Below are 25128 nucleotides of genomic sequence, written 5' to 3' on the forward strand. Positions count from 1 at the left end.
GACTCGCCCTACCTGCGCGGTTCCCAGCGGAACCACTTCTGCACAGCAAACACGGTGATCATGGTCCAGGCCAGCGTGTTCAGTGCGGCCCCCAGCAGGTCGTAGGCCTCGGCGCCACCGCTCCAGCCGGCCCGCACGAGGGTCATCACCCCGCTCAACGGAAGCAGTTCGCACAGGGAGGCCGCCAGGTCCGGCAGCGAGTCCACCGGCATGAACAGCCCCGAGCCGAGCACGGTGATCAGGAACAGCGGCAGCGTGGTGAAGCCGGCGGTCTCCACGGTGCGGGTGAAGGCGCTGGTCAGCGCGGACAGCCCGGCCAGCAGCAGGACGCCGGCGAGGACGGCCGCCACGAGCAGCAGCGGGTTGCGGGGCATGCGCACGTCGAGCACGGCGGCTCCGGCCACCGCGAGCACCGCGATCTGGCCGAGCGCCAGGACCGCGGAGGGCAGTGCCGTCCCGGCGAGGATCTCCAGGTCGTTGGCCTCGCCGGTGCGCAGCCGCTTGAGGACGAGTTCCTCGCGCCGGGCGACGTAGGCGGAGACCAGGTTCATGTAGACGACGAGGATCAGCACCATGCCGATCCCGCCGGTCACGGTGGCCTCGCCGATGGCCTGCGCGCCCTCGACCCCGCTGAGGGAGGAGCGCAGGACGAACACCATCAGCAGGGGCATCAGGAAGGCCACGCCGAGCGCCGCCCGGTTGCGCACCAGCAGGGTGATCTCGGAGCGGCCGAGCGAGACGAGCCGGCCGGGGTTCAGGGTCAGTGTGTTCATCGGGTCCCCGCCATCGTGTCCTCGGTGCGGCCGCCGGCGCTGCGGCGGCTCTCCGCGATCTCCAGGAAGGCCTCCTCCAGGGAGGCGGACCGGGCATCGAGCCCGTCCAGTACCACTCCGCTCTCCCGGGCCCAGCCCAGCAGTTCGGTCAGGTCCGCCTGGAGCCGTTCGGTACGGATCTCCACGCGCTGCCCGAAGGCCGCCGCGTGCAGCGACAGCGGCAGCCGGGCCGCGGGCACCCCGTCCGGCAGGGTGAAGCGGATCCGGGCCGGCCGGGTGGCGGTGACCTCGGCCGGGGTGCCCGACAGGACGAGCTCGCCCTCGTGGAGGATCGCGAGGCGGTCCGCGAGTTCCTCGGCCTCCTCCAGGTAGTGCGTGGTCAGCAGCACCGTGGTGCCCTGCGCGCGCAGCTCCCGTACCAGCGCCCAGGTGTCCCGGCGCCCTTCGGGATCCATGCCGGTGGTCGGCTCGTCGAGGAACAGCACCTCGGGCCGGCCGAGCAGGGCGAGCGCCAGGTCGAGGCGCCGCCGCTCACCGCCGGACAGCTGCTTGACCCGTACGGAGGACCGCGCGCCCAGGCCGACCAGGTCCAGCACCTCCGCCGCCGGGCGGGCGCCCGTGGTGAGCCCGGCCCACATCCGGACGGTCTCGGCGACCGACAGGTCGGAGGGGAAACCGCCCTCCTGGAGCATGACCCCGGTGCGCGGGCGGACCCGGTCCCGGCGCGTGTACGGGTCGAGCCCGAAGACGCGCACCAGGCCCTCGCTCGGCGCGGCCAGCCCCTCCAGCAGCTCGACGGTGGAGGTCTTGCCCGCGCCGTTGGTCCCGAGGAGGGCGAACACCTCGCCCCGCGCCACGGAGAAGGAGACGCCCCGGACGGCCTCGAAGCCGCCGGCGTAGCCGCGGCGCAGGCCTTGGGCTTCGATCACGGTGTCAGTCATGACTCAAGCCTCGGGGCGGCCGGACGGGGTCGGCAGTGCGCGCTGTCATGGCCCGCGATGACATTTGTCAGAAAGGGCAGGAATCCGAAGAAGGCGCGAAGAAGGTACGAAGAAGGCCCCGATCGCAATGATCGGGGCCTTCTTCATACAGAGCGGACGACGCGACTCGAACGCGCGACATCCACCTTGGCAAGGTGGTGCTCTACCAACTGAGCTACGTCCGCAAGCAGTGCACCGCCTGGGCGGTGCGTGCATCACTCTACCCGATCCACCGTGGTGGTCGGAAAGTCATGCAGAGCGGGTGACAGGAATCGCACACTGCGCCTTCCCTCTGGAAGAGGGATGTTCTGCTACTGAACTACACCCGCACGACCTTGGAGGCTCTGACCTGCGGCCTGGCCCCTTGGCGTGATCCACACACTAGCCGACGGATGGGGGTGGATGGCAAATCGGCCCTCAGTGGGCCGCGTTGTAGGCCTCGTAGATCTTCTTCGGGATGCGGCCGCGCGGGGGCACCTCGTACTGGTTGGACCGCGCCCAGGCCCGGACGACCGCGGGGTCGGGGGCGACGGAGGTGTGCTTGAAGGCCTTCCCCGAGCGCGACTGGCGGCGGCCGGCGGCGACGAAGGGCGCGAGGCCCTTCCGCAGTTTCTTTGCGTTGGCCAGATTGAGGTCGATCTCGTACGACTTACCGTCCAGAGCGAACACGACCGTTTCCGCCGCTTCTCCGCCATCGATGTCGTCGGAGAGCGTGACTACTACGCGCTGCGCCACGGATATCGGTCCCTTCGTGCGACGCCGCCACCTGCTGACGTGGGGCGATGTCGCCTGTGTGGATGTTTCGGGGCAATGCATCATTCATCCCCCGTTGCGAAGCGGCAAAAGTCACTCGCGCGGAGTGATTCCTTTGTACCCCGATTCCCATTGCATTGCGAAGCCCAGTTAATTCTCTCCGCGTGTCCCGCCGCAATGCCGGGTACGCGGTTTTCCGGCGGATTTTGCGAAGCGTTGGTGAAGCCGAAACGGCGCGGTGATCGCACCCGCCCGATATCTACCCGCGTAGAAATTTTGGCCGGGTACGCTGAGGGAACCGCCTTCGCACCAACCACCACACGGGAGTGCCCGATGGCACGCGTCGTAGTCGACGTCATGCTCAAGCCGGAGATCCTCGACCCCCAGGGCCAGGCGGTGCAGCGTGCGCTGCCGCGCCTGGGCTTCGAAGGGATCGCCGACGTCCGCCAGGGGAAGCGCTTCGAACTGGAGGTGGAGGGACCGGTCGACCAGGCCGCCCTCGACCGCATCCACAAGATGGCCGAAACGTTCCTCGCCAACACCGTCATCGAAGACTTCACCGTGAAGGTCGAGGCCTGACGGTGACCACTCGCATCGGAGTCGTCACGTTCCCCGGAACGCTCGACGACCGTGACTCGCTGCGCGCCGTCCGCCTCGCCGGGGCCGAGCCCGTTTCGCTGTGGCACCGCGACAAGGACCTGCACCAGGTCGACGCGGTCGTCCTCGCGGGCGGCTTCTCCTACGGGGACTACCTGCGCGCCGGGGCCATCTCCCGCTTCTCGCCGGTGATGGAGACCATCATCGAGCAGGCCAAGGGCGGCATGCCCGTCCTGGGCATCTGCAACGGCTTCCAGATCCTCACCGAGGCCCACCTGCTGCCGGGGGCGATGCTCCGGAACAACCACCTGCACTTCATCTGCCGCGACCAGAAGCTGCGGGTGGAGAACGCGGAGACCGCGTGGACCGGCGACTACACCGCCGGCCAGGAGATCTCCGTACCGCTGAAGAACATGGACGGCCGGTACGTCGCCGACGAGCACGTGCTCGACGAACTGGAGGCCGAGGGCCGCGTGGCCTTCCGCTACCTCGACGTCAACCCGAACGGTTCGCTGCGCGACATCGCCGGCATCACCAACGCCGCGGGCAACGTCGTCGGCCTCATGCCGCACCCCGAGCACGCGGTCGAGCCGCTGATCGGGACCGGCCGCACCGACGGCCTCCCGTTCTTCACCTCGGTCCTGAAGAAGCTGGTCAGCGCATGAGCCTCGACACCGTCAAGAACGCCACCGAAACCCCGGACGCCTCCCAGCCGTGGAAGGAACTCGGCCTCAAGGAGGACGAGTACGCCCGCATCCGGGAGATCCTCGGCCGCCGCCCCACCGGCGCCGAGCTCGCCATGTACTCCGTCATGTGGTCCGAGCACTGCTCGTACAAGAGCAGCAAGGTCCACCTGAAGCAGTTCGGCGAGAAGGTCCCGCAGAACGACGCGATGCTCGTCGGCATCGGCGAGAACGCCGGCGTCGTCGACGTGGGCCAGGGCTACGCGGTCACCTTCAAGGTCGAGTCGCACAACCACCCCTCGTACATCGAGCCCTACCAGGGCGCGGCCACCGGCATCGGCGGCATCGTCCGCGACATCCTCGCCATGGGCGCCCGCCCGGTCGCCGTCGTGGACCCGCTGCGCTTCGGCGCGGCCGACCACCCCGACACCAAGCGCGTCCTGCCGGGCGTGGTCGCGGGCATCGGCGGCTACGGCAACTGCCTGGGCCTGCCGAACATCGGCGGCGAGGTCGTCTTCGACGCCTGCTACCAGGGCAACCCGCTCGTCAACGCCGGCTGCATCGGCGTGATGAAGCACGAGGACATCCACCTCGCCAAGGCCTCCGGCCCCGGCAACAAGGTCATCCTCTACGGCGCCCGCACCGGTGGCGACGGCATCGGCGGCGTCTCGGTCCTCGCGTCCGAGACCTTCGACGACACCAAGCCCACCAAGCGCCCCGCCGTCCAGGTCGGCGACCCCTTCCAGGAGAAGCTCCTCATCGAGTGCACCCTGGAGATCTTCAAGGAGAAGCTGGTCGCGGGCATCCAGGACCTCGGCGGCGCCGGGCTCTCCTGCGCGACCTCCGAGCTCGCCTCCGCCGGCTCCGGCGGCATGCGCGTCGAGCTGGACACCGTCCCGCTGCGCGACGCGACGCTCTCGCCCGAGGAAATCCTCATGAGCGAGTCGCAGGAGCGCATGTGCGCGATCGTCGAGCCCCAGTACGTCGACCGCTTCATGGAGATCTGCGAGAAGTGGGACGTCATCGCCACCGTCATCGGTGAGGTGACCGACGGCGAGCGCCTGGAGATCTTCTGGCACGGCGAGCAGATCGTGGACGTGCCCCCGGGCACGGTCGCCCACGAGGGCCCGGTCTACCACCGCCCGTACGCCCGCCCCGAGTGGCAGGACGCGCTCCAGGCCGACGACGCGGGCAAGCTGCCGCGGCCGCAGACCTCGGAGGAGCTGCGCGCGCAGGTCCTGGCGCTGGTCTCCTCCCCGAACCAGGCCTCCAAGTCCTGGGTCACCGACCAGTACGACCGCTTCGTGCAGGGCAACACGGTGCTCTCGCAGCCCGAGGACGCGGGCATGGTCCGCATCGACGAGGAGTCCAACCTCGGCGTGGCCATGGCCACCGACGGCAACGGCCGCTTCGCGAAGCTCGACCCGTACACGGGCGCGCAGCTCGCGCTGGCGGAGGCGTACCGCAACGTCGCCGCGACCGGCGCCAAGCCGCTCGCCATCTCCGACTGCCTGAACTTCGGCTCCCCCGAGGACCCGGGCGTCATGTGGCAGTTCGCCGAGGCCACCCGCGGTCTCGCCGACGGCTGCTTCGAGCTGGGCACCCCGGTGACCGGCGGCAACGTCTCGCTCTACAACCAGACGGGCGACATCGCGATCCACCCGACCCCGGTCGTGGCGGTCCTCGGTGTGATCGACGACGTCAACCGCCGTACGCCGATGGCGTTCGCGGAGGCCGGCCAGCTGCTGTACCTGCTGGGCGACACGGCCGAGGAGTTCGGCGGCTCGGCCTGGTCCCAGGTCGTCCACGACCACCTCGGCGGCATGCCGCCGAAGGTGGACCTGGGCCGCGAGAAGCTGCTCGGCGAGATCCTGATCTCGGCGTCCCGCGACGGCATGATCGACGCCGCGCACGACCTGTCCGACGGCGGCGTGATCCAGGCGCTCACCGAGTCCTGCCTGCGCGGCGGCAACGGTGCGCGGATCGTGGTGCCCGAGGGCCTGGACGCCTTCACCTTCCTGTTCTCCGAGTCCGCGGGCCGTGCCATCGTGGCCGTCCCGCGCAGCGAGGAGCTCCGCTTCACCGACATGTGCGGTGCGCGGGGCCTGCCGGTCGCCCGCATCGGCGTGGTGGACGGCGAGGAGATCGAGGTCCAGGGCGAGTTCACCCTCCCGCTGGCCGAGCTCCGCGAGGCCCACGAGGCGACGATCCCGGCCCTCCTGGCCTGATCACGGCGCTCGCGCCACCTCGTACGACGAGCCCCCGACCGGTTGTTCCGGCCGGGGGCTCTTCGCGCCCAGTAGGGTCGGGCCCATGCCGCCCCGAGGGAAGAAGCCGCGTACCTACGACCCGGCCCGGATCCGCACGGCCGTCACCGCGCAGTTCGCGCATGTCGGCCGCGCCGTCGGGGAGTTGGGGCCCGAACAGCTGGCGCGGCCCAGCGGGCTCGGGGACTGGACCGTCGCCGACCTCGCCGCACACATCGCCTGGATCGCCGACTCGCTGGCCGCCGGCCTCGCCCGGCCGCCCGCCGCCGTCGCCGAACTGGCCCCCGTCGAATGGCCCTTCGCCACCGCCTCCCTCGCCGGGAAGATCTCCGAAGCGGCCCGGGAGACCCTCGCCGGCGCCCCGCTGCCCGAGCTGTACGAGCGGGCGGCCGCCCGCATGGCCGAGGCGCTCGCGGCGAACCCGGACGCCCGCGTGCTGGACCTGTGGATCGGGGACATGACCCTGGCCGACTTCCTGGTCACCCGGACCGTCGAGCTGGTGGTCCACACCGACGACCTGAACCGGGCCGCCGGACTGGACATCCCGATCGAGCGGCAGGCGCTGGCCGCCTGCACCCGGCTGCTCGCCGACGCCCTCGCGCTCAAGGCCCCGGGCGGCGCGGTCGAGGTACGGATCCCGCCCTTCGCGGTGGTCCAGTGCGTCGAGGGGCCGCGCCACACCCGCGGCACCCCGCCGAACGTGGTGGAGACCGACCCGCTGACCTGGATCCGGCTCGCGACCGGCCGTATGGGATGGGCCGAGGCACTCGACGGGGCGCGGGTCAGCGCCGGCGGCGAGCGGGCCGACCTGTCCGCGCTGCTGCCGCTGATGAGCTGAGCGCGGCCATGACGGAACCGTCCCGCCGCCCCGTCCGTCCCAGGGGCATGCGTACCTTCCGGCACGTCCACATCCCCGCGGGGCCGGCCCTCGTCCTCGTACTCGCCCTCGGCCTGGCCGGCTGCGGCAAGGCCGAGGAGAACGGGAGCGCCCCGCTGCCCGCCGTCGTGGGCTCCTGGGCCGTCGAGTCCCTGACCACCGGCGGCCGCACCCTGCACGCTCCCGAAGCCGCCCGCGTCGACTTCGCGCAGGACACGGCCAAGGGCAGCTACGGCTGCAACGGCTTCCAGGCGGAGGTCGTCCTCGACGGCACCACCGCCATGACCGTCACCCCCGGCATGTCGACCGCCATGGCCTGCCCGGAGATGGAATTCGAGACCGCCTTCGCCAAGCTGTTCTCGGGCCGGCTGACGATCGACCGGGGGCCCGATCGGCTCACCCTGAAGGCCGCCGACGGGAGCACCATCGCCATGACCTCGCAGCCCCGTGACCCGGACGCCCCGCTGATCGTCACCGACTGGACCGTCGACTCGCTGATCAGCGGGGAGACCGTGTCCTCGGTACCCGCCGAGGCCGCCGGCAAGGCCCGGTTCTCCCTCGCCGCGGACGGCACGGCGAGCGGCATCCTCGGCTGCAACCGGTTCAGCGCCAAGGCGACCGTGGACGGCTCCACGGTCACCTTCGGCCCGCTCACCACGACCCGGATGGCCTGCGAGGGCCCGGCGGGCGAGGTCGAGCGGACGCTGACCGCACTGTTCGCCAGTGGCCCGCTCACCTCGAAGATCGACGGCCGGACCCTGACCCTCACCGCCACCGACGGCAAGGGCCTCACCGCAAAGGCCGCCTCCGCCGCCGAGTGACCCGTACGGGCGCCGCGGGGCGGGCCGTGCTCATGGCAAGGGTCAGCCCGGGTACGGCAGCAGGCCCGCGTCCACGTGCTCCCAGGCCGTACGGAGCTGCGCCAGGCGGGCCGGGTCCACGGCGGCCTTGTCGGCCTGCTCGCGGACGTCCCCGGCCAGGTTGAACAGCTGGTCCCTGCCCGCCTTGCCGCGGTAGTACTTCCAGTCGCCGCGGCGCAGCGCCCGCTCCCCCCGCACCCGCCAGAACAGGTCCCGCTCGGCGACCTTCTCGCCGCGCAGCAGGTACCCGGCCAGGCTCACCCCGTCCAGCGGGTAGGCGGGGTGCGGGCGCGCCCCGGCGACCTCCAGGAGCGTCGCCGTCCAGTCCGGGCTGAACACCGGGACGCGGCTGACCTGGCCGCCGTCCAGCCGGGCGGGCCAGCGCGCGATGTTCGGCACCCGGATCCCGCCCTCCTGCAGGGAGGCCTTGTTGCCGGACAGCGGCCAGTTGTACGAGAAGCGCTCGCCGCCGTTGTCGCTGGAGAAGACGACCAGGGTGTCCTCCTCCTGGCCGGAGCGCTTCAGCGCCTTCAGCACCTCGCCGACCGAGCGGTCGAGGTCCTCGACCATCTCCTTGTACTTCGCGAGGGAGCCGCCGTCCTGGTGCCACAGGGCGCGGCCGTCGCCCGCCTTGATCCGGCGGACGATCTCGGCGCTCTCCTCGGTGTCCCCGTCGGCGATCCACGGCCAGTGCGGGGTGGTGAAGTTGAGGTTCAGCAGCCACGGCTTGCCGTGGTGGTCGCGGGAGACGTACTCGCTCGCCCGCTCCGTGATGATCCGCGTGTAGTACCGCAGGTCCTTGTACTCGGCGTCGCCCTCGTAGAGGTCGTACTCGCCGCCCAGGCCCAGCTTGGAGTAGTACTCCAGGGCCCCGCCGAAGTTGCCGAAGAACTCGTCCCAGCCGGACCTGGTCGGGCTGTAGTCGGGCAGGTAGCCCGCGTGCCACTTGCCGATCAGCGCGGTGGCGTAGCCGGCCCCCTTCAGCAGTGAGGCCAGCGTCGGGTGGGTGGGGTCGAGGCCCGCGGACTTGTCGGCGATCGGCTCGGCCAGCCCGCCCTTGGTACGGCCCGGGTAGCGCCCCGTGTACAGGCTGAACCGGGTCGGCGAGCAGGTCGCGGAGCCGGAGTAGGCGTCGGTGAACCGGACGCCCTGGCGGGCCAGCCGGTCCAGGTTCGGGGTCTTGATGTGCGGGGAGCCGTAGGCGGAGAGGTCGGCCCAGCCCAGGTCGTCACCCAGGATGAACAGGATGTTGGGCCGGCGGGCACGCCGTCCGCGGTCGGCCCGGAACTCCCGCTCCTGAGGGCCCGCGGCCCGGGCGTCGGCGCCCTCGGAGGCCTCGGCGGGGGCGGCTCCCAGCCCCACGGCGGCGGCCGCCGCGGTCACTCCGACGGCGCCTCCGAAGGCACGACGGGACAGCTTGTTCTCGTACGAAGACACAGGTACTCCAAGGCACGGTCCGCCGGCCGGCTCCGGGCGGGGCGCGGGACGGCGCGCGGCACGGCGGAGCAGGGCGGGGCGGAGCGGAAATGAGAAAAGGAGAGGACGAGTTGTGGCTACGCGGAACAGCGACAGATGGCGCTCGCGACACGGACCAGGTCCACGTGCCGGCGCTCGACGAGGGTGACGGTGCGGTCACCGAGAGGCTGCATGAACCGAGAGCCTGTACGAATGCCTTCGTACATGTCAACAAGGTGATCCGAATACCGAGACGGAGGCGTCCGGTCACCCTCTGTGCTGTGACATTTCCCGGCCATCCCCAATTCGGACCAGTGGTCGATCTCGCCTACACTCGGAAGCGTGCCTCGTGGTGATGGACGACTCAACCACGACCTGCTCCCCGGCGAAAAGGGCCCCCAGGACGCTTGCGGCGTCTTCGGTGTCTGGGCTCCGGGTGAAGAGGTCGCCAAGCTCACCTACTTCGGACTGTATGCACTGCAGCACCGCGGACAAGAGTCCGCGGGAATCGCTGTGAGCAACGGTTCCCAGATCCTCGTCTTCAAGGACATGGGCCTCGTTTCCCAAGTCTTCGACGAAACCTCTCTCGGCTCGCTCCAAGGTCATATCGCGGTCGGTCACGCCCGCTATTCGACCACCGGGGCCTCCGTCTGGGAGAACGCGCAGCCCACTTTCCGCGCGACCGCCCACGGCTCGATCGCCCTGGGTCACAACGGCAACCTGGTGAACACCGCCGAGCTCGCCGAGATGGTCGCCGACCTCCCCCGTCAGGACGGGCGGGCCACCCAGGTGGCCGCCACCAATGACACCGACCTGGTCACCGCCCTGCTCGCAGGGCAGACCGACGAGGACGGCAAGCCCCTGACGATCGAGGAGTCGGCCACCAAGGTCCTCCCGAAGGTCAAGGGCGCCTTCTCCCTCGTCTTCATGGACGAGGGGACCCTCTACACCGCCCGTGACCCGCAGGGCATCCGCCCGCTGGTCCTCGGCCGCCTGGAGCGCGGCTGGGTGGTCGCGAGCGAGAGCGCCGCCCTCGACATCTGCGGCGCCAGCTTCGTCCGCGAGGTCGAGCCGGGCGAGCTCATCGCGATCGACGAGAACGGTCTGCGCACCTCTCGATTCGCGGAAGCGAAGCCCAAGGGCTGTGTCTTCGAGTACGTCTACCTGGCGCGCCCGGACACCGACATCGCCGGCCGGAACGTCTACCTCTCGCGTGTCGAGATGGGCCGGCGCCTGGCCAAGGAAGCCCCGGTCGACGCCGACCTGGTGATAGCGACGCCGGAATCCGGCACGCCCGCCGCCGTCGGCTACGCCGAGGCCAGCGGGATCCCGTACGGCGTCGGCCTGGTCAAGAACGCCTACGTCGGCCGGACCTTCATCCAGCCCTCGCAGACGATCCGCCAGCTCGGCATCCGTCTGAAGCTCAACCCCCTCAAGGAAGTCATCCGCGGCAAGCGCCTCGTGGTCGTCGACGACTCGATCGTCCGCGGCAACACCCAGCGCGCCCTCGTCAAGATGCTCCGCGAGGCCGGCGCGGCGGAGGTCCACATCCGGATCTCCTCGCCGCCGGTGAAGTGGCCGTGCTTCTTCGGCATCGACTTCGCCACCCGGGCCGAGCTGATCGCCAACGGCATGACGGTCGACGAGATCGCCACGTCGCTCGGCGCGGACTCGCTCTCGTACATCTCGCTCGACGCGATGATCGAGGCGACCACCATCCAGAAGCCCAACCTCTGCCGTGCCTGCTTCGACGGCGAGTACCCGATGGACCTGCCCGACCCGCAGCTCCTCGGCAAGCAGCTCCTGGAGAGCGAGCTCGCGGGCGGCACCGACGCCGCCGACGCGCTCCGCCGTCCGTAGGCGATTCTCGGTTCGCCCCGCTCAACCTGCGCTGGGCCCTCTCTTTGAGGCTTCTCCGGGGGCCCAGCACCACACGCAGTAACGACACGAAAGCTCTCTCCTGTCATGACAGAGAAGACCACCGGTGCCAGCTACGCAGCCGCAGGCGTGGACATCGAAGCGGGCGACCGCGCCGTCGAACTGATGAAGGAGTGGGTGAAGAAGACGCAGCGCCCCGAGGTCCTCGGCGGCCTCGGCGGCTTCGCCGGCCTCTTCGACGCCTCCGCCCTCAAGCGCTACGAGCGCCCCCTGCTCGCCTCGGCCACCGACGGCGTCGGCACCAAGGTGGACATCGCCCGCCAGCTCGGCGTGTACGACACCATCGGCCACGACCTGGTCGCGATGGTCATGGACGACATCGTCGTCTGCGGCGCCGAGCCGCTCTTCATGACCGACTACATCTGCGTGGGCAAGGTCCACCCCGAGCGCGTCGCGCAGATCGTGAAGGGCATCGCCGAGGGCTGTGTCCTCGCCGGCTGCGCCCTGGTGGGCGGCGAGACCGCCGAGCACCCCGGCCTGCTGGGCCCGGACGACTTCGACGTGGCGGGCGCCGGCACCGGTGTCGTCGAGTACGACCGCCTGCTCGGCGCGGATCGCATCCGTACGGGTGACGCCGTCATCGCGATGGCATCGTCCGGCCTTCACTCGAACGGGTACTCGCTCGTCCGGCACGTCCTCTTCGACCGGGCCGGGATGTCCCTGGACCAGCACGTCGAGGAGCTCGGCCGCACCCTGGGCGAGGAGCTCCTGGAGCCCACCAAGATCTACTCGCTGGACTGCATGGCACTCACCCGTACGGCCGAGGTGCACGCCTACTCGCACATCACCGGCGGCGGCCTCGCGGCCAACCTGGCCCGGGTCATCCCGGACCACCTGCACGCCACGGTCGACCGCTCGACCTGGACCCCCGGCGCGATCTTCGACCTGGTCGGCAAGGCCGGCCGGGTGGAGCAGCTGGAGCTGGAGAAGACCCTGAACATGGGCGTCGGCATGATGGCCGTGGTCCCGCAGGAGTCGGTGGACGTGGCCCTGACCGCGCTGGCCGACCGGGGCGTCGACGCCTGGGTCGCCGGCGAGATCCTGGACCGCGGCGACCACGCCGAGGGCGCGACCCTGACCGGGTCCTACGAGGCCTGAGCAGCACGGAAACCCGGTCCGGGGCTAGGCCCTGGACCGGGTTTCGATGTTCTGTCAGACGCAGATGCTGCCGTGCAGAAGGATCCGCGCGTCAAGCCCCACGGCGGTGAGCCGACGGACCGGACTCTTCGTCCTCGTCGTCGTCATCGCGGTTGTAGAGCTCCGCGTACCGAGCGTACGGGTCGTCCTCGTCCAGCTCGTCGTCGTCTACCTCGACCGGCTCGCTGACAGGCAGCGGTTCCGCGGTCGATGCGCCCAGCTCGTTGGCCAGACGCGACAAGTCAGTCCCGCCGCTGCTGTACTTCAGCTGGCGGGCGACCTTCGTCTGCTTGGCCTTTGCCCGGCCGCGCCCCATGGCTCGACCCCCTCGGTGACGGGGCTCGACGGCCCCAGAGTCTGACACGCGTTCATGGTTCGGAGCGGGCTCTCCGTGGAGAGACCGTCCGTAGGGGTTTAACGGTACCTGCTTCCGCGGCCATACGGTACGCCGCCCGCATGACGCGCCCCGGTGCAGAACCAACGAGGCACCCCGTCCTCGCTGGTCAGCTGCGATTTTAACCTTTTCCTGGCGGGCGACCCGCCGAAGTGCAGTGAGTTCCGTCTCGCCGCACCCCGGCGGGCGCGTCCGGGGGTCCGGGAAGGGGCCTAGAGCGCGCGGGCGGCGCGGGCGTCCGCCATCCGCTGCTCGGCGATCCGGTCGGCCGCGGCGGCCGGCGGAATGCCATCCGCCTTCGCGCGAGCAAAGATCTCCAGCGTGGTGTCGAAGATCTTCGTGGCCTTGGCCTTGCAGCGGTCGAAGTCGAAGCCGTGCAGCTCGTCGGCGACCTGGATGACGCCGCCGGCGTTGACCACGTAGTCGGGCGCGTAGAGGATGCCGCGGTCCGCGAGGTCCTTCTCGATGCCCGGGTGCGCGAGCTGGTTGTTCGCCGCACCGCAGACGATCTTGGCCGTGAGGGCGGGGACCGTGTCGTCGTCCAGGGCGCCGCCGAGCGCGCAGGGGGCGTAGATGTCCAGGCCCTCGACGCGGATCAGCGCGTTCGTGTCGGCGACCGCGGTGACCTTGCCCGGGTGCTTGTCGAGGATCCGGCGCACCGACTCCTCGCGCACGTCCGTGATCACGACCTGGGCGCCGTCCGCCAGCAGGTGCTCGACCAGGTAGTGGCCGACCTTGCCGACACCGGCCACGGCGACCTTGCGGTCGCGCAGCGTCGGGTCGCCCCACTGGTGCTGGGCACTGGCGCGCATGCCCTGGAAGACGCCGAAGGCGGTGAGGACCGAGGAGTCGCCCGCGCCGCCGTTCTCGGGGGAGCGGCCGGTCGCCCAGCGGGTCTCGCGGGCCACGACGTCCATGTCGGCCACGTAGGTGCCGACGTCGCAGGCGGTCACGTAGCGGCCGCCGAGGGACTCCACGAACCGGCCGTAGGCCTGGAGCAGTTCCTCGCTCTTGATGACGTCCGGGTCGCCGATGATGACGGCCTTGCCGCCGCCGAGGTCGAGACCGGCGAGGGCGTTCTTGTACGACATGCCGCGCGAGAGGTTCAGCGCGTCGAGGACGGCCTCCTCGTCCGAGGCGTACGCGTGGAAGCGCGTGCCACCGAGGGCCGGGCCCAGGGCGGTGGAGTGGATCGCGATGACGGCCTTCAGGCCGGAGGCTCGGTCCTGGCACAGCACGACTTGCTCGTGGCCGCCCTGCTCCGTACGGAACAGGGTGTGCAGGACGCCGTCGGTCATTTCGGTCACGGTGGTGACTCCCATGGAAGAGATGCGGCGGAAAGACGCCCGCCCTGCGGGTGGGGGAGGGCGTGCTGGGAGCAGAGTAAGACCTGTGGGCCCCGCGTAGGCGACCTGTCCGGGGATCGGAACACACTCGGAGTACGAGGCCCCCCGGGCCGGGCCCGGAGCGCCCCGGAGGTGAACCGGGCCCTCAAAAAGGGGAGTACGAGAGCGTGAGCGAATCCTCCGAACCCCTGCTGCCGTCCGCGCGCTCGGCGCCGACCGTCCCGTACGCCTCCTACCTGCGCGTCTACGAGCCCCTGGCCGCGTTCGCGGAGCCGGAGCGCACGCACTGGGCCGCGTACGCCCGGCGCGGGGTGACCCCGACCGCTCAGGACGAACTGCGCAAGTCGCTCGCGGACTTGGTTCGGGTCCCCGTGGTGGGGGTGCCGGCGCACGAGAGCGCGGACGCCTTCACGGCGGAGGTGGGCGGGGTGCTGCTGGTCTGCCCGTGGCGCACCCGGCTCCGCGGCTGGCTGGCGCTGGAGGAACTGGTCGCGTCGTTCCCGCTTCCGGTGCTGGACGCCGCGCTCCCGCCGGGGACGCGCCGGCGGGCGGCCGAGGAGTACGAGCGCTGGCGCGAGCGGAACCCGGACGCGCGCCCCTGGATCCGCACGGGCGTGTGGCAGATCCCGCTGCGCTGGTTCGTCCTGGTGGCCGACGAGGAGCGGGAGTACGTGCCGGGCGAGCGGCTGCGCTACCGGACGCCGATGGTGCAGGCCCGCCGGCGGCTCGCCCGCGCCCTGCGGACCCTGCGCGACGCGGAGGGGTACGGGATGCTCGCCGAGGGGCTGGTGGAGGTCGGGAGCTGGCTGGAGGAGTTCCACCCGCGGTCGATGGTCGAGCTGGACTACGGGGGGCTGCTGCACGCACTGCCGGCGGACCGGCTGGCGGCCGACCGCTCGGCCGGGGACCTGGCGGCGGGGATCGCGGCGCTCCGGGCCGGGGACAGGGAGGGGGCGTCCGAGGTGTACGGGGAGCTGGCGGAGCGGTGGCGGGCGGTCCGGGAGCGACTTTTCGCGAATTAGGCCGAAAGTGTCCTGTGTGGCTTATTTCTCCCTGATGGCCCGCGTACGTACTGTGGCGTATCGGGCGATCGGCCAATAATGGCTGATCAGAGGCTTGATCGTAAGATTCGGGACGTAGTACCAGGACCTACGTCCCGATACGGGCCATTGGCCCAAGCGTGACGGACCGCACTAACTACACCCTTGCGCCCTTCCCCTACCCTCGTGCCAAAATAGGACAAGGAGTCCGGGGAGGGTTCCTTCCGCCCAACTAAGGGCGGAATGCTCGGCATTGCGCTCTACGGGGGGTCTGACGACTCCTGATCGCTCTGTGACTGATCGTCACAGTGGGGTGACTGTCCGTTATGGGACGGTCCATCGGCTTCCGCCGCTGATGAACACCTCGGAGGGCAATTCCATCGGTTTGGCCGTCGAGGCTGGACGGATGGTGTAGTTGTAGTGCCGAGGACAAGCCGTTCGTCCTATAACCGACTCGGCCCGCGTATGTCCATTTCGGGCAACGCGGGCCAAGGTGCAGAATTTAGAGGAAAGAACCGAGATGGTTCGGTTCTCCCGAGGAGGCCGCTCATGACCGCTCGCACCCCTGATGCCGAGCCGCTGCTGACCCCGGCTGAGGTTGCCACGATGTTCCGCGTGGACCCGAAGACGGTCACCCGCTGGGCCAAGGCTGGCAAGCTCACGTCCATCCGCACCCTGGGTGGACACCGCCGATACCGCGAGGCCGAGGTTCGCGCACTGCTCGCGGGAATTCCGCAGCAGCGCAGCGAGGCCTGAGGTCGCGTAAACACCCCGCTTTAACGGGTCTTTATCGGGTGCCCCAATCCGATGAAACCCACATGGCTTCATACGACGGAGCCTGCCCCAACAGGCCTCTGTCGTTCGATCGCGCTGGACTCCGCCGGGTCCAGCGCGATCTTTTCTATGCCCAGGTCAGGGCGGTGCGAACGGCCGTGCGGAGCTCGACGGGGGTAGGTGCCATTGCACATATTAAATCGAGCGGGCGTAGGGGTGCGATAAAAGTAGGAGTCTCAAAAACTCGTGCGGTGACTCCCGTCACAGATGATCACTCTTGTATATCCGGTAATGCACCCCGTAAAGGGGATGTGCCTCGCAGGGCGCATCACGCGAACGGTGGATTTTCCCCCGGAGCCGTCACAGGGGTGCACCACGACTCCCACGGCTCCCGCGGCCCCTCGCAGCCCACGCAGCCCTCGCGGTTCCCAAGGGTGGCGCCGGCGCCGGCCCGTGGCCTCGTGGGCGCGCACGGACCTCGTACCGGCTCCGTGTGGGCCTCCGGCGGCCCCGGAGCCCCCAGGCGCCCGGGCGTTGGCCCGTGTTGGCCTGTGGCCCGTGTTGACCCGCCAACGCGTCAGGGCCCGTATCCCCTGGGGGATACGGGCCCTGACGTTTCTGCGAACCTGACGGGACTTGAACCCGCGACCTCCACCTTGACAGGGTGGCGAGCTAACCAACTGCTCCACAGGTCCTCGATTTGCAGCCGCTGGGCGGCTACGAATCAGACTGTACCGCAGCTCAGGGGGTGCAGTCGAACCGGATCATCGAGCCGACGGCGGGGCCGCCGCATCCACCGCCTTCACGATCCTCTTGTCGGAGATCGGATACGCCGTTCCGAGGGCGTGCGCGAAGTAACTGACCCGCAGTTCCTCGATCATCCAGCGGATGTCGGTGACCGTCGCGGGTACCGGCCGTCCCTTCGGCAGCTGCTCCAGCAGCCAGGCGTACTCGTCCTGCATCTCGTGGACCTTCTCCATGCGCGTGGTGTCGCGCTGGACGCCCGTGGGCATCTGCTGGAGCCGCCGGTCCACCGCCACCAGGTAGCGCATCAGGTCCGGCAGCCGGCGCAGCCCGGTGAGCGTGACGAACCCGGCCGGCGTGAGGGCCGCCAGCTGCGTCTTGACGTCCTGGATGTTGGCGACCAGGGCGAGGCTGTTGGTGGCCTTCAGGCGGCGCTCACAGGCCTGCCAGGCGGCCAGCACCTGCTGGACCTGGCTCACCGTCCGCACGGTCGTGTCCACGAGGTCGGCGCGGACGGCCTCGTAGAGCCTGCGGAAGCCCGCCTCGTCCCACGCGGGGCCCCCGTGGTCGGCGATCAGCCTGTCGGTCGCCGCGGTCGCGCAGTCGTCGAACAGCGCCTGGATGGAGCCGTGCGGGTTCCTGGACAGGGCCAGCTTCTGCTGGTTGGTCAGGTGGTCCGAGGCGAACTTCGCCGGGTTCACCGGGATGTTCAGCAGGATGAGGCGCCGGGTGCCCAGCCACATCGCCTGCTGCTGCTCCGCCTCGGTGTCGAAGAGCCGTACGGAGACGGTCGCGCCCCCGTCCACCAGCGCCGGGTACGCCTTCACCGGCTGCCCGGCCCGACGGGTCTCGAAGACCTTGGTCAGCGTGCCGATCGTCCAGTCCGTCAGCCCGGTCCGCTCCACCGACTCCCCGCCCGACCGCTCGGCGGTGGCCGCGGCGGCCTGGGAGAGGGCCTGGCGGGCCTTCGGCTTGAGCTTCAGCCGCAGGGCCTCCAGGTCCTTGTCCTCGGCGAGGTTCTTGCGGCGCTCGTCGATGATCCGGAAGGTGATCTTCAGGTGGTCCGGGATCCGGCCGAGGTCGAAGTCCTCGGCCGAGACCGGGACCCCCACCATCCGCTGGAGCTCGCGCGCCAGCGTGACGGGCAGTGGCTCCTGCAGGGGCACCGCCGTGTCGAGGAAACGCGTCGAGAAGTTCGGCGCGGGCACGTAGTGCCGGCGGATCGGCTTCGGCAGCGAGCGGATCAGCTCGGTGACGACCTCCTCGCGCAGGCCCGGGATCTGCCAGTCGAAGCCCTCGTCGGTGACCTGGTTCAGCACATGGAGCGGGATGTGGACGGTCACGCCGTCCGCGTCCGCGCCCGGCTCGAACTGGTAGGTCACCCGGAACTTCAGCTGCCCCTGCCGCCAGGTGTCCGGGTAGTCGGCCTTCGTGACCCCGGCCGCCTTCTCGGTGAGCAGCATCTCCCGCTCGAAGTCGAGGAGTTCGGGCTCCTCGCGCTTCTTGTGCTTCCACCACGAGTCGAAGTGCGCCCCGGAGACCACGTGCTCGGGGATCTTCTGGTCGTAGAAGTCGAAGAGGGTCTCGTCGTCCACGACGATGTCGCGGCGCCGGGCCCGGTTCTCCAGCTCCTCCACCTCGGTGAGGAGCTTGCGGTTGTCGGCGTAGAACTTGTGGTGCGTGCGCCAGTCGCCCTCGACCAGCGCGTTGCGGATGAACAGCTCGCGCGAGACCTCGGGGTCGATCCGGCCGTAGTTGATCTTCCGCTGGGCGACGATCGGGACGCCGTACAGCGTGACCTTCTCGTACGCCATCACGGCCGCCTGGTCCTTCTCCCAGTGCGGTTCGCTGTACGTGCGCTTGATCAGGTGCTGGGCCAGCGGCTCCACCCACTCGGGCTCCACCTTGGCGTTCACCCGGGCCCACAGCCGCGAGGTCTCCACCAGCTCGGCCGACATCACGAACTTCGGCTGCTTCTTGAACAGCGAGGAGCCGGGGAAGATCGCGAACTTCGCCGAGCGGGCGCCCAGGTACTCGTTCTTGTCGGTGTCCTTGAGCCCGATGTGGGACAGCAGACCGGCCAGCAGCGAGACGTGGATGACCTGCTCGGGCGCATCGGCCTCGTTGACGTGGATGCCCATGGTCTTGGCGACCGTGCGCAGCTGCGAGTAGATGTCCTGCCACTCACGGATCCGCAGGAAGTTCAGGTACTCCTGCTTGCACATCCGGCGGAAGGAGGAGGAGCCGCGCTCCTTCTGCTGCTCGCGGACGTAGCGCCACATGTTCAGGTACGAGAGGAAGTCGCTGGTCTCGTCCTTGAAGCGGGCGTGGTTCTGGTCGGCCTGGGTCTGCTTGTCCGAGGGCCGCTCGCGCGGGTCCTGGATGGACAGGGCCGCCGCGATGACCATGACCTCGCGGACGCAGTTGTTCTTGTCGGCCTCGATGACCATGCGGGCGAGCCGCGGGTCCACCGGGAGCTGGGAGAGCTGGCGGCCCATCTGCGTGAGCCGGTTCCTGGGGTCCTTCTCCGCGGGGTCGAGCGCCCCGAGCTCCTGGAGGAGCTGTACGCCGTCGCGGATGTTGCGGTGGTCCGGCGGGTCGATGAAGGGGAACTTCTCGATCTCGCCGAGGCCGGCCGCGGTCATCTGGAGGATGACGGAGGCCAGGTTGGTGCGCAGGATCTCGGCGTCGGTGAACTCCGGGCGGGCGTTGAAGTCGTCCTCGGAGTACAGCCGGATGCAGATGCCGTCGGAGGTACGGCCGCAGCGGCCCTTGCGCTGGTTGGCGCTGGCCTGCGAGATCCGCTCGATCGGCAGCCGCTGGACCTTGGTGCGGTGGCTGTAGCGGGAGATCCGGGCGTTGCCCGGGTCGATCACGTACTTGATGCCGGGAACGGTGAGGGAGGTCTCGGCGACGTTGGTCGCGAGAACGATCCTTCGGCCCGTGTGCTGCTGGAAGACCCGGTGCTGCTCGGCGTGCGAGAGGCGCGCGTAAAGGGGGAGCACCTCGGTGAAGCGAAGATTGCGTTTGTTCAGGGCGTCCGCCGTGTCGCGGATCTCGCGCTCGCCGGAGAGGAAGACCAGGATGTCGCCCCCGCCTTCGGACTGGAGCTCGTCCACCGCCTCGCAGATCGCGGTGATCTGGTCGCGGTCCGCATCCTCGGAATCCTCTTCCAGGAGGGGCCGGTAGCGGACCTCCACCGGGTACGTCCGCCCGCTGACCTCGACGATCGGCGCGTCGCCGAAGTGCCGGGAGAAGCGCTCGGGGTCGATCGTCGCCGAGGTGATGATCACCTTGAGGTCGGGGCGCTTGGGCAGCAGCGTGGCCAGGTAGCCGAGCAGGAAGTCGATGTTCAGCGACCGCTCGTGGGCCTCGTCGATGATGATCGTGTCGTACGCGCGCAGCTCGCGGTCCGTCTGGACCTCGGCGAGCAGGATGCCGTCCGTCATCAGCTTCACGAAGGTCGCGTCCTGGTCCACCTGGTCGGTGAACCGGACCTTCCAGCCGACGGTCTGGCCGATCTCGGACTTCAGCTCCTCCGCGATGCGCTCCGCGACCGTGCGGGCCGCGATCCGGCGGGGCTGGGTGTGCCCGATCATGCCCCGGACGCCGCGCCCCAGCTCCATGCAGATCTTGGGGATCTGCGTGGTCTTGCCGGAACCGGTCTCACCGGCGACGATCACGACCTGGTGGTCGCGTATCGCCTCGGCGATCTCGTCCTTCTTCTGGCTGACGGGAAGGTTCTCGGGATACGTGACCTCCGGCATCCGCGAGGCGCGCCCGGCCAGTCGCGCGGCGGCCTTTTCGGCCTCCGCGGCGATCTCGTCGAGCACGGCCTGCTTGGCCTCGGGCTTGCGGATGCGGCGGGCGCCTTCGAGGCGGCGGCCGAGGCGGTGCGCGTCACGGAGGGAGATCTCACCGAGAAGCGTCTGCAGGGCGGCGAAGGAAGTAGACATACCTGGTCGAGGATCTCACCTGGGCCCTCCGGGTGGCGAACGCATTTGTCGGGCGGACCCGTACCATTTCGGGACGACTCAGTCAGCCGTACGTATGAGAGGCAGCCCACCTTGTCCCGCCCCCGCCGATTGGCCCGCGCCGTTCTGACGGTGTGGGCCGGCCTGGCGGTGGCGGTTCTCGCAGTGCTGCTCCCGGCCGCGTCCGCTCCGGCTCCCGTGCCCGCTGCCGCGCCGGCCCCGGCGGTGGCGGCGGGCTCGGCCCCGGCGGTGGCGCCCGCCCCGGCGGTGGCCGCCGCCTCCGGATTCCTCGCGGCAGCGGCCGCGGCCTCGGCCTCCGACGACGGCCGTCCGGCCTGTTCCCCCGGAGTCCCCGATCACGGCGGGCTCCCCGCCGCCCCGGCCCGGGCCGGGGGCGAGCACGCGCACGTACCGCCGGCGCGGCCGGTGCCCGAGGGGGCGCGGCCGTACGCGGCGATGCCCGTACGGGTCCTCGTACGCGGTCCGGACCGGCCGGCGCCCGGCCCGGTGGAGCTGTCCGTGATGCGGGTCTAGGAGGACCGCTCCCCCACCGGTCCGCCTCACCACCCGCAGCACTGGAGCACCCGCATGTCCTCTTCTTCCTCCCGCAAGCCTTCCTCCTCTCCTTCCTCCTCCCGCAAGCCCCTCCTGTACGCCGCCGGGGTCGCCGTCGCCGCGATCACCCTCGGCCTCGTCTCCTGGCAGGCCACCGCACCCGCCGAGAAGCGCTCCGCCGCCTCCTCCACGGCGGCCGCGCCCCGGACCGACCCCGCCGCCGAACTCAGGGCACTGGCCCGCCGCGAGGCCGGCGACAAGCTCGCCGTGGGCCGCGCCGACGCGCCCGTCGTGCTCATCGAGTACTCCGACTTCAAGTGCGGCTACTGCGGCAAGTTCGCCCGGGACACCGAACCCGAACTGGTGAAGAAGTACGTCGAGGAAGGCACCCTGCGCATCGAGTGGCGCAACTTCCCGATCTTCGGCGCCGACTCCGAGGCCGCCGCCAAGGCCGCCTGGGCGGCCGGGCAGCAGGACCGGTTCACCGCCTTCCACGCGGCCGCGTACGCCGACGGCTCCAAGGAGAAGGGCTTCGGCGAGCCGCGGCTCGTGGAGCTGGCCCGGGAGGCCGGCGTCCCCGACCTGGAGCGCTTCAAGAAGGACATGGCCGGCGAGCAGGCTGCGGCGGCCCTGCGCAAGGACCAGGAGGAGGGCTACCGCATCGGCGTCACCTCCACCCCGTCCTTCCTGCTCAACGGCAAGCCGATCGCCGGCGCCCAGCCGCTCGGCACCTTCACGGCCGCCATCGCCGAGGCCAAGGCCGCGGCGGCGAAGCAGTGACCGACATCGGATACCTGGCCGCCCTGCTGGGCGGCCTGCTCGCGCTGCTCAGCCCGTGCAGCGCGCTGCTCCTGCCCGCCTTCTTCGCGTACTCGATCGACTCCACCTCCCGGCTGCTGGCGCGCACCGGGATCTTCTACGCGGGCCTCGCGAGCACCCTCGTACCGCTCGGGGCGGCCGGCTCGTACGCCGGGCGGTTCTTCCACGGCAACCGCGACCAGCTCGTCCTCGCCGGCGGCTGGCTGATCATCGCGCTCGGTCTCGCGCAGATCCTGGGCCTGGGCTTCGCCTCGCGGCGGATCTCGGAGCTGTCGGGCCGGATCCGGCCGACCACCGCCCTGTCGGTGTACGCCCTCGGCGCGGTCTACGGGCTGGCCGGCTTCTGCGCCGGCCCGATCCTGGGCAGCGTCCTGACGGTCGCGGCAGTCAGCGGCAGCCCCGTCTACGGCGGCCTGCTGCTGGCGGTCTACGCCCTGGGCATGGCCGTGCCGCTCTTCCTGATGGCCCTGCTGTGGGAGCGGTTCGAGCTGGGCCGGCGGCGCTGGCTGCGCGGGCGGACCTTCACGGTGGGCCGCTTCGAGCTGCACACCACCTCGCTGCTGTCCGGGCTGTTCTTCATCACCCTGGGCACGCTGTTCCTCGTCTACGACGGGGCGAGCGCGCTGCCGGGGCTGCTGGACGTGGACGACTCGTTCGCGGTGGAGCAGTGGGTCGCCTCCGTGGCGGACGCGGTTCCGGACTGGGCGCTGCTCGGGCTGGTCGCGGCGGGCGCGCTCGCCGTCGGCCTGGTGCAGTGGCGCCGCAGGGCGCGGACGGCGGCGGAGGCCGAGGGGGAGTAACCACAGAAGGCCCCGTCCGATGGACGGGGCCTTCTTGATGGTGGCTGGGGCCGGGGTCGAACCGGCGACCTATCGCTTTTCAGGCGATCGCTCGTACCAACTGAGCTACCCAGCCACGAAACCGTTTCCGGCTTCAGCGAACCTGACGGGACTTGAACCCGCGACCTCCACCTTGACAGGGTGGCGAGCTAACCAACTGCTCCACAGGTCCTTGCAGTGTGCGAGACCAAGTCTTGCACACGGTAATGCGTACCCCCAACGGGATTCGAACCCGTGCTACCGCCTTGAAAGGGCGGCGTCCTGGGCCACTAGACGATGAGGGCTAAAGGCCCGCCGGGCACTTCTTCAGCGCGTCGGGGACGTGAGAAGCATATGGGATCCGGGGAGCTATCGCCAAAACGGTTTCTCCCCGCAAGCGGGAGGCGCCCCCACCGGAGGGACAATGACCGGGTGCTGGAGATGACGCGCGAGGAGTTCGAAGAGCTCGTCGCAGAGGCGCTGGACCGGATCCCGCCGGAGCTGACGCGGCTGATGGACAACGTGGCGGTGTTCGTCGAGGACGAACCACCCGCCGACGACCCCGAGCTGCTCGGGCTGTACGAGGGGACTCCGCTGACGGACCGCGGCGAGTGGTACGCCGGGGTGCTCCCGGACCGGATCACCATCTACCGCAACCCCACGTTGCGGATGTGCGAGGACCGGGAGAGCGTGGTCGCGGAGACGGAGGTCACCGTGGTGCACGAGATCGCCCACCACTTCGGGATCGACGACGAGCGGCTGCACGCGCTGGGGTACGGGTGACCCGGCCGGTTCCCGGCGCCGAGGCGATCGATCCGGACGTCGACCTGCACGTCTCCGCGCAGCGCGCCGAGCCGCAGGGCCGGGTGCTCGCGGCGGTGGCGGCGGGCGGGGCCGTCGGGGCCGCCGCGCGGTACGGGGTCGCCCTGTTGTGGCCGGCCGGGCCCGGGGCCTTCCCGTGGGCGACCCTCTGGATCAACACGTCCGGGTGCGCGCTGATCGGCGTACTGATGGTGCTGATCAGCGAGGGCGGCCGGACCGCGCCGCATCCGCTGCTGCGGCCCTTCGCCGGGGTCGGGGTGCTGGGCGGCTTCACCACCTTCTCCACCTACGCGGTGGACTTCTCGCGGCTCCTCGACGAGGGGGAGGCGGGGACCGCGCTGGTCTACGCCGGACTCACGGTGGTGGCGGCGCTGGGCGCGGTGTGGGCGGCGGCCGCGGTGACCCGGCTCGCGGTCGGGGACGGCCGCGGCGGCCGGCGGCGGCCGGGCCGGGCCGCCCGGTGAACTGGCTGCTCGTGGTCGTGGGCGCGGTCGTCGGGGCGCCGTTGCGCTATCTGACGGACCGTGCGGTGCAGGCGCGGCACGACTCCGTTTTCCCGTGGGGCACCTTCGTGGTCAATGCCGCCGCCTGCCTGATGCTCGGGGTGCTGACCGGCGCGCTGCTGGCGGGGGCCGCCTCCTCGCGGCTGCAACTGCTGCTGGGGACGGGGCTGTGCGGGGCGCTGAGCACCTACTCGACGTTCTCGTACGAGACGCTGCGGCTGGCCGAGCGCGGCTGGCGGTTCCTGGCGGCGGCGAACGTGGTGATGTCGGTGCTGGTGGGGCTCGGCGCGGTGCATCTCGGGTCGCAGGTGGCGGAGCAACTGTTCGGCTGAGGGCGCCGAGGGCGTGTCCCTTGCGGGTCAAAGGGAGTTGGGCACATTGACCCGCTCATGCGGACTCTCACCCTCAGGCTCCGGAGGTGCCCCCGTGCGCCAGTTGTCCGCTTCCCTCCGACTGGCCGTCACCGCGCTCGCGGTCGCGGCGACGGCCGGCTGCATGAGCGTCGGCGAGGACGCGGCGAAGCCCGGTCCCTCCTCCTCGGCGGACCGCCGGGGCGGCGCCGAGGCGGGCGCGTCCGTCTCCGGGCGGGGCTCCGGGGTCCACGGCAACGGGCACGGCACGAAGGACGGTACGGGGAACCAGGACGGCAAGCCCAAGGAGGACGGCAAGGCCTCCGGCGCGACCGGTGCCTCGCCCAGCCCGGGCGCGCCGAGCGGCCAGCCGGGCGTGCCCGCGCCGTCGGCGGGCGCGGGCGGCGGCGCGGGCGGGCAGGGCCCGCAGGAGCCCCCGGCGGGTGCTTCGGGCGGCGCGGCCGGTTCCGGCGGGTCGGGCGGCTCCGGGGGCTCCGGCGGATCGGGCGGTTCAGGCGGTGGGCAGCAGCCGGCCAGCCCGACCCCGCAGCCCCCGGCCACGACTCCCCCTGTGACGGAACCCACGCCGCAGTCGCCGAGTCCGCAGCCCGAGCCCACGACCCAGCCGGTGCCCCAGCCCTAGGGCCGCCGGTGGCCTCCCGGGTCCGG

General features: G+C 70.6%; 24 protein-coding genes and 6 tRNA genes. 16 read left to right on the forward strand and 14 right to left on the reverse strand.

What is annotated here, in order from left to right; genetic code table 11:
* Positions 1-8 precede the first annotated feature (8 nt).
* From ACFYZ4_RS25475 to ACFYZ4_RS25495, 5 genes are all read right to left on the reverse strand, one after another.
* Complete coding sequence (locus tag ACFYZ4_RS25475) at positions 9-773, reverse strand: ABC transporter permease (RefSeq protein ID WP_390784874.1); 765 nt, start codon at positions 771-773, stop codon at positions 9-11.
* Positions 770-1714 carry an ABC transporter ATP-binding protein gene (locus tag ACFYZ4_RS25480; protein ID WP_351289990.1) on the reverse strand — a complete coding sequence of 315 codons (945 nt, stop codon included), beginning with the start codon at positions 1712-1714 and terminating at the stop codon, positions 770-772. Before ACFYZ4_RS25480 ends, ACFYZ4_RS25475 begins: the two co-directional genes overlap by 4 nt.
* A 151-nt stretch (positions 1715-1865) precedes the next feature.
* Positions 1866-1938: transfer RNA gene (locus ACFYZ4_RS25485), tRNA-Gly, on the reverse strand.
* Positions 1939-2010: 72 nt separating this feature from the next.
* Positions 2011-2082 (reverse strand) — tRNA-Gly (locus ACFYZ4_RS25490).
* 88 nt (positions 2083-2170) lie between these two features.
* Entirely contained in the window at positions 2171-2488 is a 318-nt protein-coding gene (locus ACFYZ4_RS25495) for an Lsr2 family protein (protein ID WP_351289992.1), read from the reverse strand.
* 351 nt (positions 2489-2839) lie between these two features.
* Here ACFYZ4_RS25495 and purS point away from each other — a divergent pair, with 351 nt between their 5' ends.
* The 5 genes from purS (at position 2840) to ACFYZ4_RS25520 (ending at position 7751) form a co-directional block, all read left to right on the forward strand.
* Positions 2840-3085: a phosphoribosylformylglycinamidine synthase subunit PurS gene (gene purS, locus ACFYZ4_RS25500; RefSeq protein WP_030009438.1), complete on the forward strand. Its 246-nt coding sequence runs from the start codon at positions 2840-2842 to the stop codon at positions 3083-3085.
* 2 nt (positions 3086-3087) lie between these two features.
* A complete protein-coding gene (gene purQ, locus ACFYZ4_RS25505) occupies positions 3088-3768 on the forward strand; it encodes a phosphoribosylformylglycinamidine synthase subunit PurQ (protein ID WP_351289994.1) in 681 nt (226 codons plus the stop codon).
* Complete coding sequence (purL, locus tag ACFYZ4_RS25510) at positions 3765-6014, forward strand: phosphoribosylformylglycinamidine synthase subunit PurL (RefSeq protein WP_351289996.1); 2250 nt, start codon at positions 3765-3767, stop codon at positions 6012-6014. The genes purQ and purL overlap by 4 nt, the downstream gene beginning before the upstream one ends.
* 85 nt (positions 6015-6099) lie before the next feature.
* Positions 6100-6891: a sterol carrier family protein gene (locus tag ACFYZ4_RS25515; protein ID WP_390784875.1), complete on the forward strand. Its 792-nt coding sequence runs from the start codon at positions 6100-6102 to the stop codon at positions 6889-6891.
* An 8-nt stretch (positions 6892-6899) separates the two neighbouring features.
* On the forward strand, positions 6900-7751 hold the full coding sequence (locus ACFYZ4_RS25520) for an META domain-containing protein (protein WP_390784876.1): 852 nt from the start codon (positions 6900-6902) through the stop codon (positions 7749-7751).
* Between the two features lie 42 nt (positions 7752-7793).
* Here the strand turns inward: ACFYZ4_RS25520 and ACFYZ4_RS25525 are convergent, their stop codons facing one another.
* Together ACFYZ4_RS25525 and ACFYZ4_RS25530 are read right to left on the reverse strand one after the other, a co-directional pair.
* Positions 7794-9227 carry a sulfatase-like hydrolase/transferase gene (locus tag ACFYZ4_RS25525; RefSeq protein ID WP_390784877.1) on the reverse strand — a complete coding sequence of 478 codons (1434 nt, stop codon included), beginning with the start codon at positions 9225-9227 and terminating at the stop codon, positions 7794-7796.
* 116 nt (positions 9228-9343) lie between these two features.
* Positions 9344-9439 (reverse strand): putative leader peptide, encoded by a 96-nt coding sequence (locus ACFYZ4_RS25530; protein ID WP_324617183.1) that lies wholly within the window; start codon positions 9437-9439, stop codon positions 9344-9346.
* A gap of 148 nt (positions 9440-9587) precedes the next feature.
* On the opposite strand from ACFYZ4_RS25530, the gene purF reads away from it, so the two are divergent.
* Both purF and purM read left to right on the forward strand, forming a co-directional pair.
* Complete coding sequence (purF, locus tag ACFYZ4_RS25535; RefSeq protein ID WP_351290005.1) at positions 9588-11105, forward strand: amidophosphoribosyltransferase; 1518 nt, start codon at positions 9588-9590, stop codon at positions 11103-11105.
* A gap of 105 nt (positions 11106-11210) precedes the next feature.
* Positions 11211-12281, forward strand: a complete 1071-nt coding sequence (gene purM / locus ACFYZ4_RS25540; protein ID WP_351290007.1) for a phosphoribosylformylglycinamidine cyclo-ligase — start codon at positions 11211-11213, stop codon at positions 12279-12281.
* Between the two features lie 91 nt (positions 12282-12372).
* Here purM and ACFYZ4_RS25545 read toward each other — a convergent pair whose 3' ends face one another.
* Positions 12373-12636: a DUF3073 domain-containing protein gene (locus ACFYZ4_RS25545; protein ID WP_319723731.1), complete on the reverse strand. Its 264-nt coding sequence runs from the start codon at positions 12634-12636 to the stop codon at positions 12373-12375.
* A gap of 290 nt (positions 12637-12926) precedes the next feature.
* Complete coding sequence (locus ACFYZ4_RS25550) at positions 12927-14021, reverse strand: Glu/Leu/Phe/Val dehydrogenase dimerization domain-containing protein (RefSeq protein ID WP_351290009.1); 1095 nt, start codon at positions 14019-14021, stop codon at positions 12927-12929.
* 206 nt (positions 14022-14227) lie between these two features.
* On the opposite strand from ACFYZ4_RS25550, the gene ACFYZ4_RS25555 reads away from it, so the two are divergent.
* The gene (locus tag ACFYZ4_RS25555) at positions 14228-15082 is read left to right on the forward strand and encodes a hypothetical protein (RefSeq protein ID WP_351290011.1); all 855 of its coding nucleotides are present in this window, start codon (positions 14228-14230) and stop codon (positions 15080-15082) included.
* Between the two features lie 567 nt (positions 15083-15649).
* A complete protein-coding gene (gene bldC, locus ACFYZ4_RS25560) occupies positions 15650-15856 on the forward strand; it encodes a developmental transcriptional regulator BldC (protein WP_003949541.1) in 207 nt (68 codons plus the stop codon).
* 639 nt (positions 15857-16495) lie between these two features.
* Here bldC and ACFYZ4_RS25565 read toward each other — a convergent pair.
* Together ACFYZ4_RS25565 and hrpA are read right to left on the reverse strand one after the other, a co-directional pair.
* Positions 16496-16569: transfer RNA gene (locus tag ACFYZ4_RS25565), tRNA-Asp, on the reverse strand.
* Between the two features lie 69 nt (positions 16570-16638).
* Positions 16639-20574 (reverse strand): ATP-dependent RNA helicase HrpA, encoded by a 3936-nt coding sequence (gene hrpA, locus ACFYZ4_RS25570; RefSeq protein ID WP_390784878.1) that lies wholly within the window; start codon positions 20572-20574, stop codon positions 16639-16641.
* Positions 20575-20685: 111 nt separating this feature from the next.
* Between hrpA and ACFYZ4_RS25575 the strand changes: the two genes are divergently transcribed.
* The 3 genes from ACFYZ4_RS25575 to ACFYZ4_RS25585 are packed head-to-tail and all read left to right on the forward strand — an operon-like array spanning position 20686 to position 22766.
* The gene (locus ACFYZ4_RS25575; RefSeq protein WP_390784879.1) at positions 20686-21126 is read left to right on the forward strand and encodes a hypothetical protein; all 441 of its coding nucleotides are present in this window, start codon (positions 20686-20688) and stop codon (positions 21124-21126) included.
* 54 nt (positions 21127-21180) lie between these two features.
* On the forward strand, positions 21181-21927 hold the full coding sequence (locus ACFYZ4_RS25580) for a thioredoxin domain-containing protein (RefSeq protein WP_351290017.1): 747 nt from the start codon (positions 21181-21183) through the stop codon (positions 21925-21927).
* Positions 21924-22766 (forward strand): cytochrome c biogenesis CcdA family protein, encoded by an 843-nt coding sequence (locus ACFYZ4_RS25585; protein ID WP_390784880.1) that lies wholly within the window; start codon positions 21924-21926, stop codon positions 22764-22766. The genes ACFYZ4_RS25580 and ACFYZ4_RS25585 overlap by 4 nt, the downstream gene beginning before the upstream one ends.
* 38 nt (positions 22767-22804) lie before the next feature.
* Here the strand turns inward: ACFYZ4_RS25585 and ACFYZ4_RS25590 are convergent.
* The 3 genes from ACFYZ4_RS25590 to ACFYZ4_RS25600 all read right to left on the reverse strand — a co-directional run bounded on the left by ACFYZ4_RS25590 (position 22805) and on the right by ACFYZ4_RS25600 (position 23089).
* Positions 22805-22881: transfer RNA gene (locus tag ACFYZ4_RS25590), tRNA-Phe, on the reverse strand.
* A 22-nt stretch (positions 22882-22903) separates the two neighbouring features.
* Positions 22904-22977: transfer RNA gene (locus ACFYZ4_RS25595), tRNA-Asp, on the reverse strand.
* 39 nt (positions 22978-23016) lie between these two features.
* Positions 23017-23089: transfer RNA gene (locus ACFYZ4_RS25600), tRNA-Glu, on the reverse strand.
* Between the two features lie 127 nt (positions 23090-23216).
* Between ACFYZ4_RS25600 and ACFYZ4_RS25605 the strand changes: the two genes are divergently transcribed.
* From ACFYZ4_RS25605 to ACFYZ4_RS25620, 4 genes are all read left to right on the forward strand, one after another.
* Positions 23217-23567 (forward strand): metallopeptidase family protein, encoded by a 351-nt coding sequence (locus ACFYZ4_RS25605; RefSeq protein ID WP_030012899.1) that lies wholly within the window; start codon positions 23217-23219, stop codon positions 23565-23567.
* The gene (locus ACFYZ4_RS25610) at positions 23564-24070 is read left to right on the forward strand and encodes a CrcB family protein (RefSeq protein WP_390784881.1); all 507 of its coding nucleotides are present in this window, start codon (positions 23564-23566) and stop codon (positions 24068-24070) included. Before ACFYZ4_RS25605 ends, ACFYZ4_RS25610 begins: the two co-directional genes overlap by 4 nt.
* Positions 24067-24441 carry a fluoride efflux transporter CrcB gene (gene crcB / locus ACFYZ4_RS25615; protein ID WP_384347953.1) on the forward strand — a complete coding sequence of 125 codons (375 nt, stop codon included), beginning with the start codon at positions 24067-24069 and terminating at the stop codon, positions 24439-24441. The genes ACFYZ4_RS25610 and crcB overlap by 4 nt, the downstream gene beginning before the upstream one ends.
* Positions 24442-24535: 94 nt before the next feature.
* Positions 24536-25102 carry a hypothetical protein gene (locus ACFYZ4_RS25620; RefSeq protein WP_351290024.1) on the forward strand — a complete coding sequence of 189 codons (567 nt, stop codon included), beginning with the start codon at positions 24536-24538 and terminating at the stop codon, positions 25100-25102.
* Positions 25103-25128: the final 26 nt, after the last annotated feature.

The sequence above is a fragment of the Streptomyces sp. NPDC001513 genome (genome assembly GCF_042894695.1).
Classification (GTDB): Bacteria; Actinomycetota; Actinomycetes; order Streptomycetales; family Streptomycetaceae; genus Streptomyces.

Excerpts from the sequence above, each read along its gene's own strand:
- ACFYZ4_RS25475 (WP_390784874.1), bottom strand. The coding sequence starts at position 773 with ATGAACACACTGACCCTGAACCCCGGCCGGCTCGTCTCGCTCGGCCGC.
- ACFYZ4_RS25480 (WP_351289990.1), bottom strand. The coding sequence starts at position 1,714 with ATGACTGACACCGTGATCGAAGCCCAAGGCCTGCGCCGCGGCTACGCC.
- purS (WP_030009438.1), top strand. The coding sequence starts at position 2,840 with ATGGCACGCGTCGTAGTCGACGTCATGCTCAAGCCGGAGATCCTCGAC.
- purL (WP_351289996.1), top strand. The coding sequence starts at position 3,765 with ATGAGCCTCGACACCGTCAAGAACGCCACCGAAACCCCGGACGCCTCC.
- ACFYZ4_RS25515 (WP_390784875.1), top strand. The coding sequence starts at position 6,100 with ATGCCGCCCCGAGGGAAGAAGCCGCGTACCTACGACCCGGCCCGGATC.
- ACFYZ4_RS25520 (WP_390784876.1), top strand. The coding sequence starts at position 6,900 with ATGACGGAACCGTCCCGCCGCCCCGTCCGTCCCAGGGGCATGCGTACC.
- ACFYZ4_RS25530 (WP_324617183.1), bottom strand. The coding sequence starts at position 9,439 with ATGCAGCCTCTCGGTGACCGCACCGTCACCCTCGTCGAGCGCCGGCAC.
- purM (WP_351290007.1), top strand. The coding sequence starts at position 11,211 with ATGACAGAGAAGACCACCGGTGCCAGCTACGCAGCCGCAGGCGTGGAC.
- ACFYZ4_RS25545 (WP_319723731.1), bottom strand. The coding sequence starts at position 12,636 with ATGGGGCGCGGCCGGGCAAAGGCCAAGCAGACGAAGGTCGCCCGCCAG.
- bldC (WP_003949541.1), top strand. The coding sequence starts at position 15,650 with ATGACCGCTCGCACCCCTGATGCCGAGCCGCTGCTGACCCCGGCTGAG.
- hrpA (WP_390784878.1), bottom strand. The coding sequence starts at position 20,574 with ATGTCTACTTCCTTCGCCGCCCTGCAGACGCTTCTCGGTGAGATCTCC.
- ACFYZ4_RS25580 (WP_351290017.1), top strand. The coding sequence starts at position 21,181 with ATGTCCTCTTCTTCCTCCCGCAAGCCTTCCTCCTCTCCTTCCTCCTCC.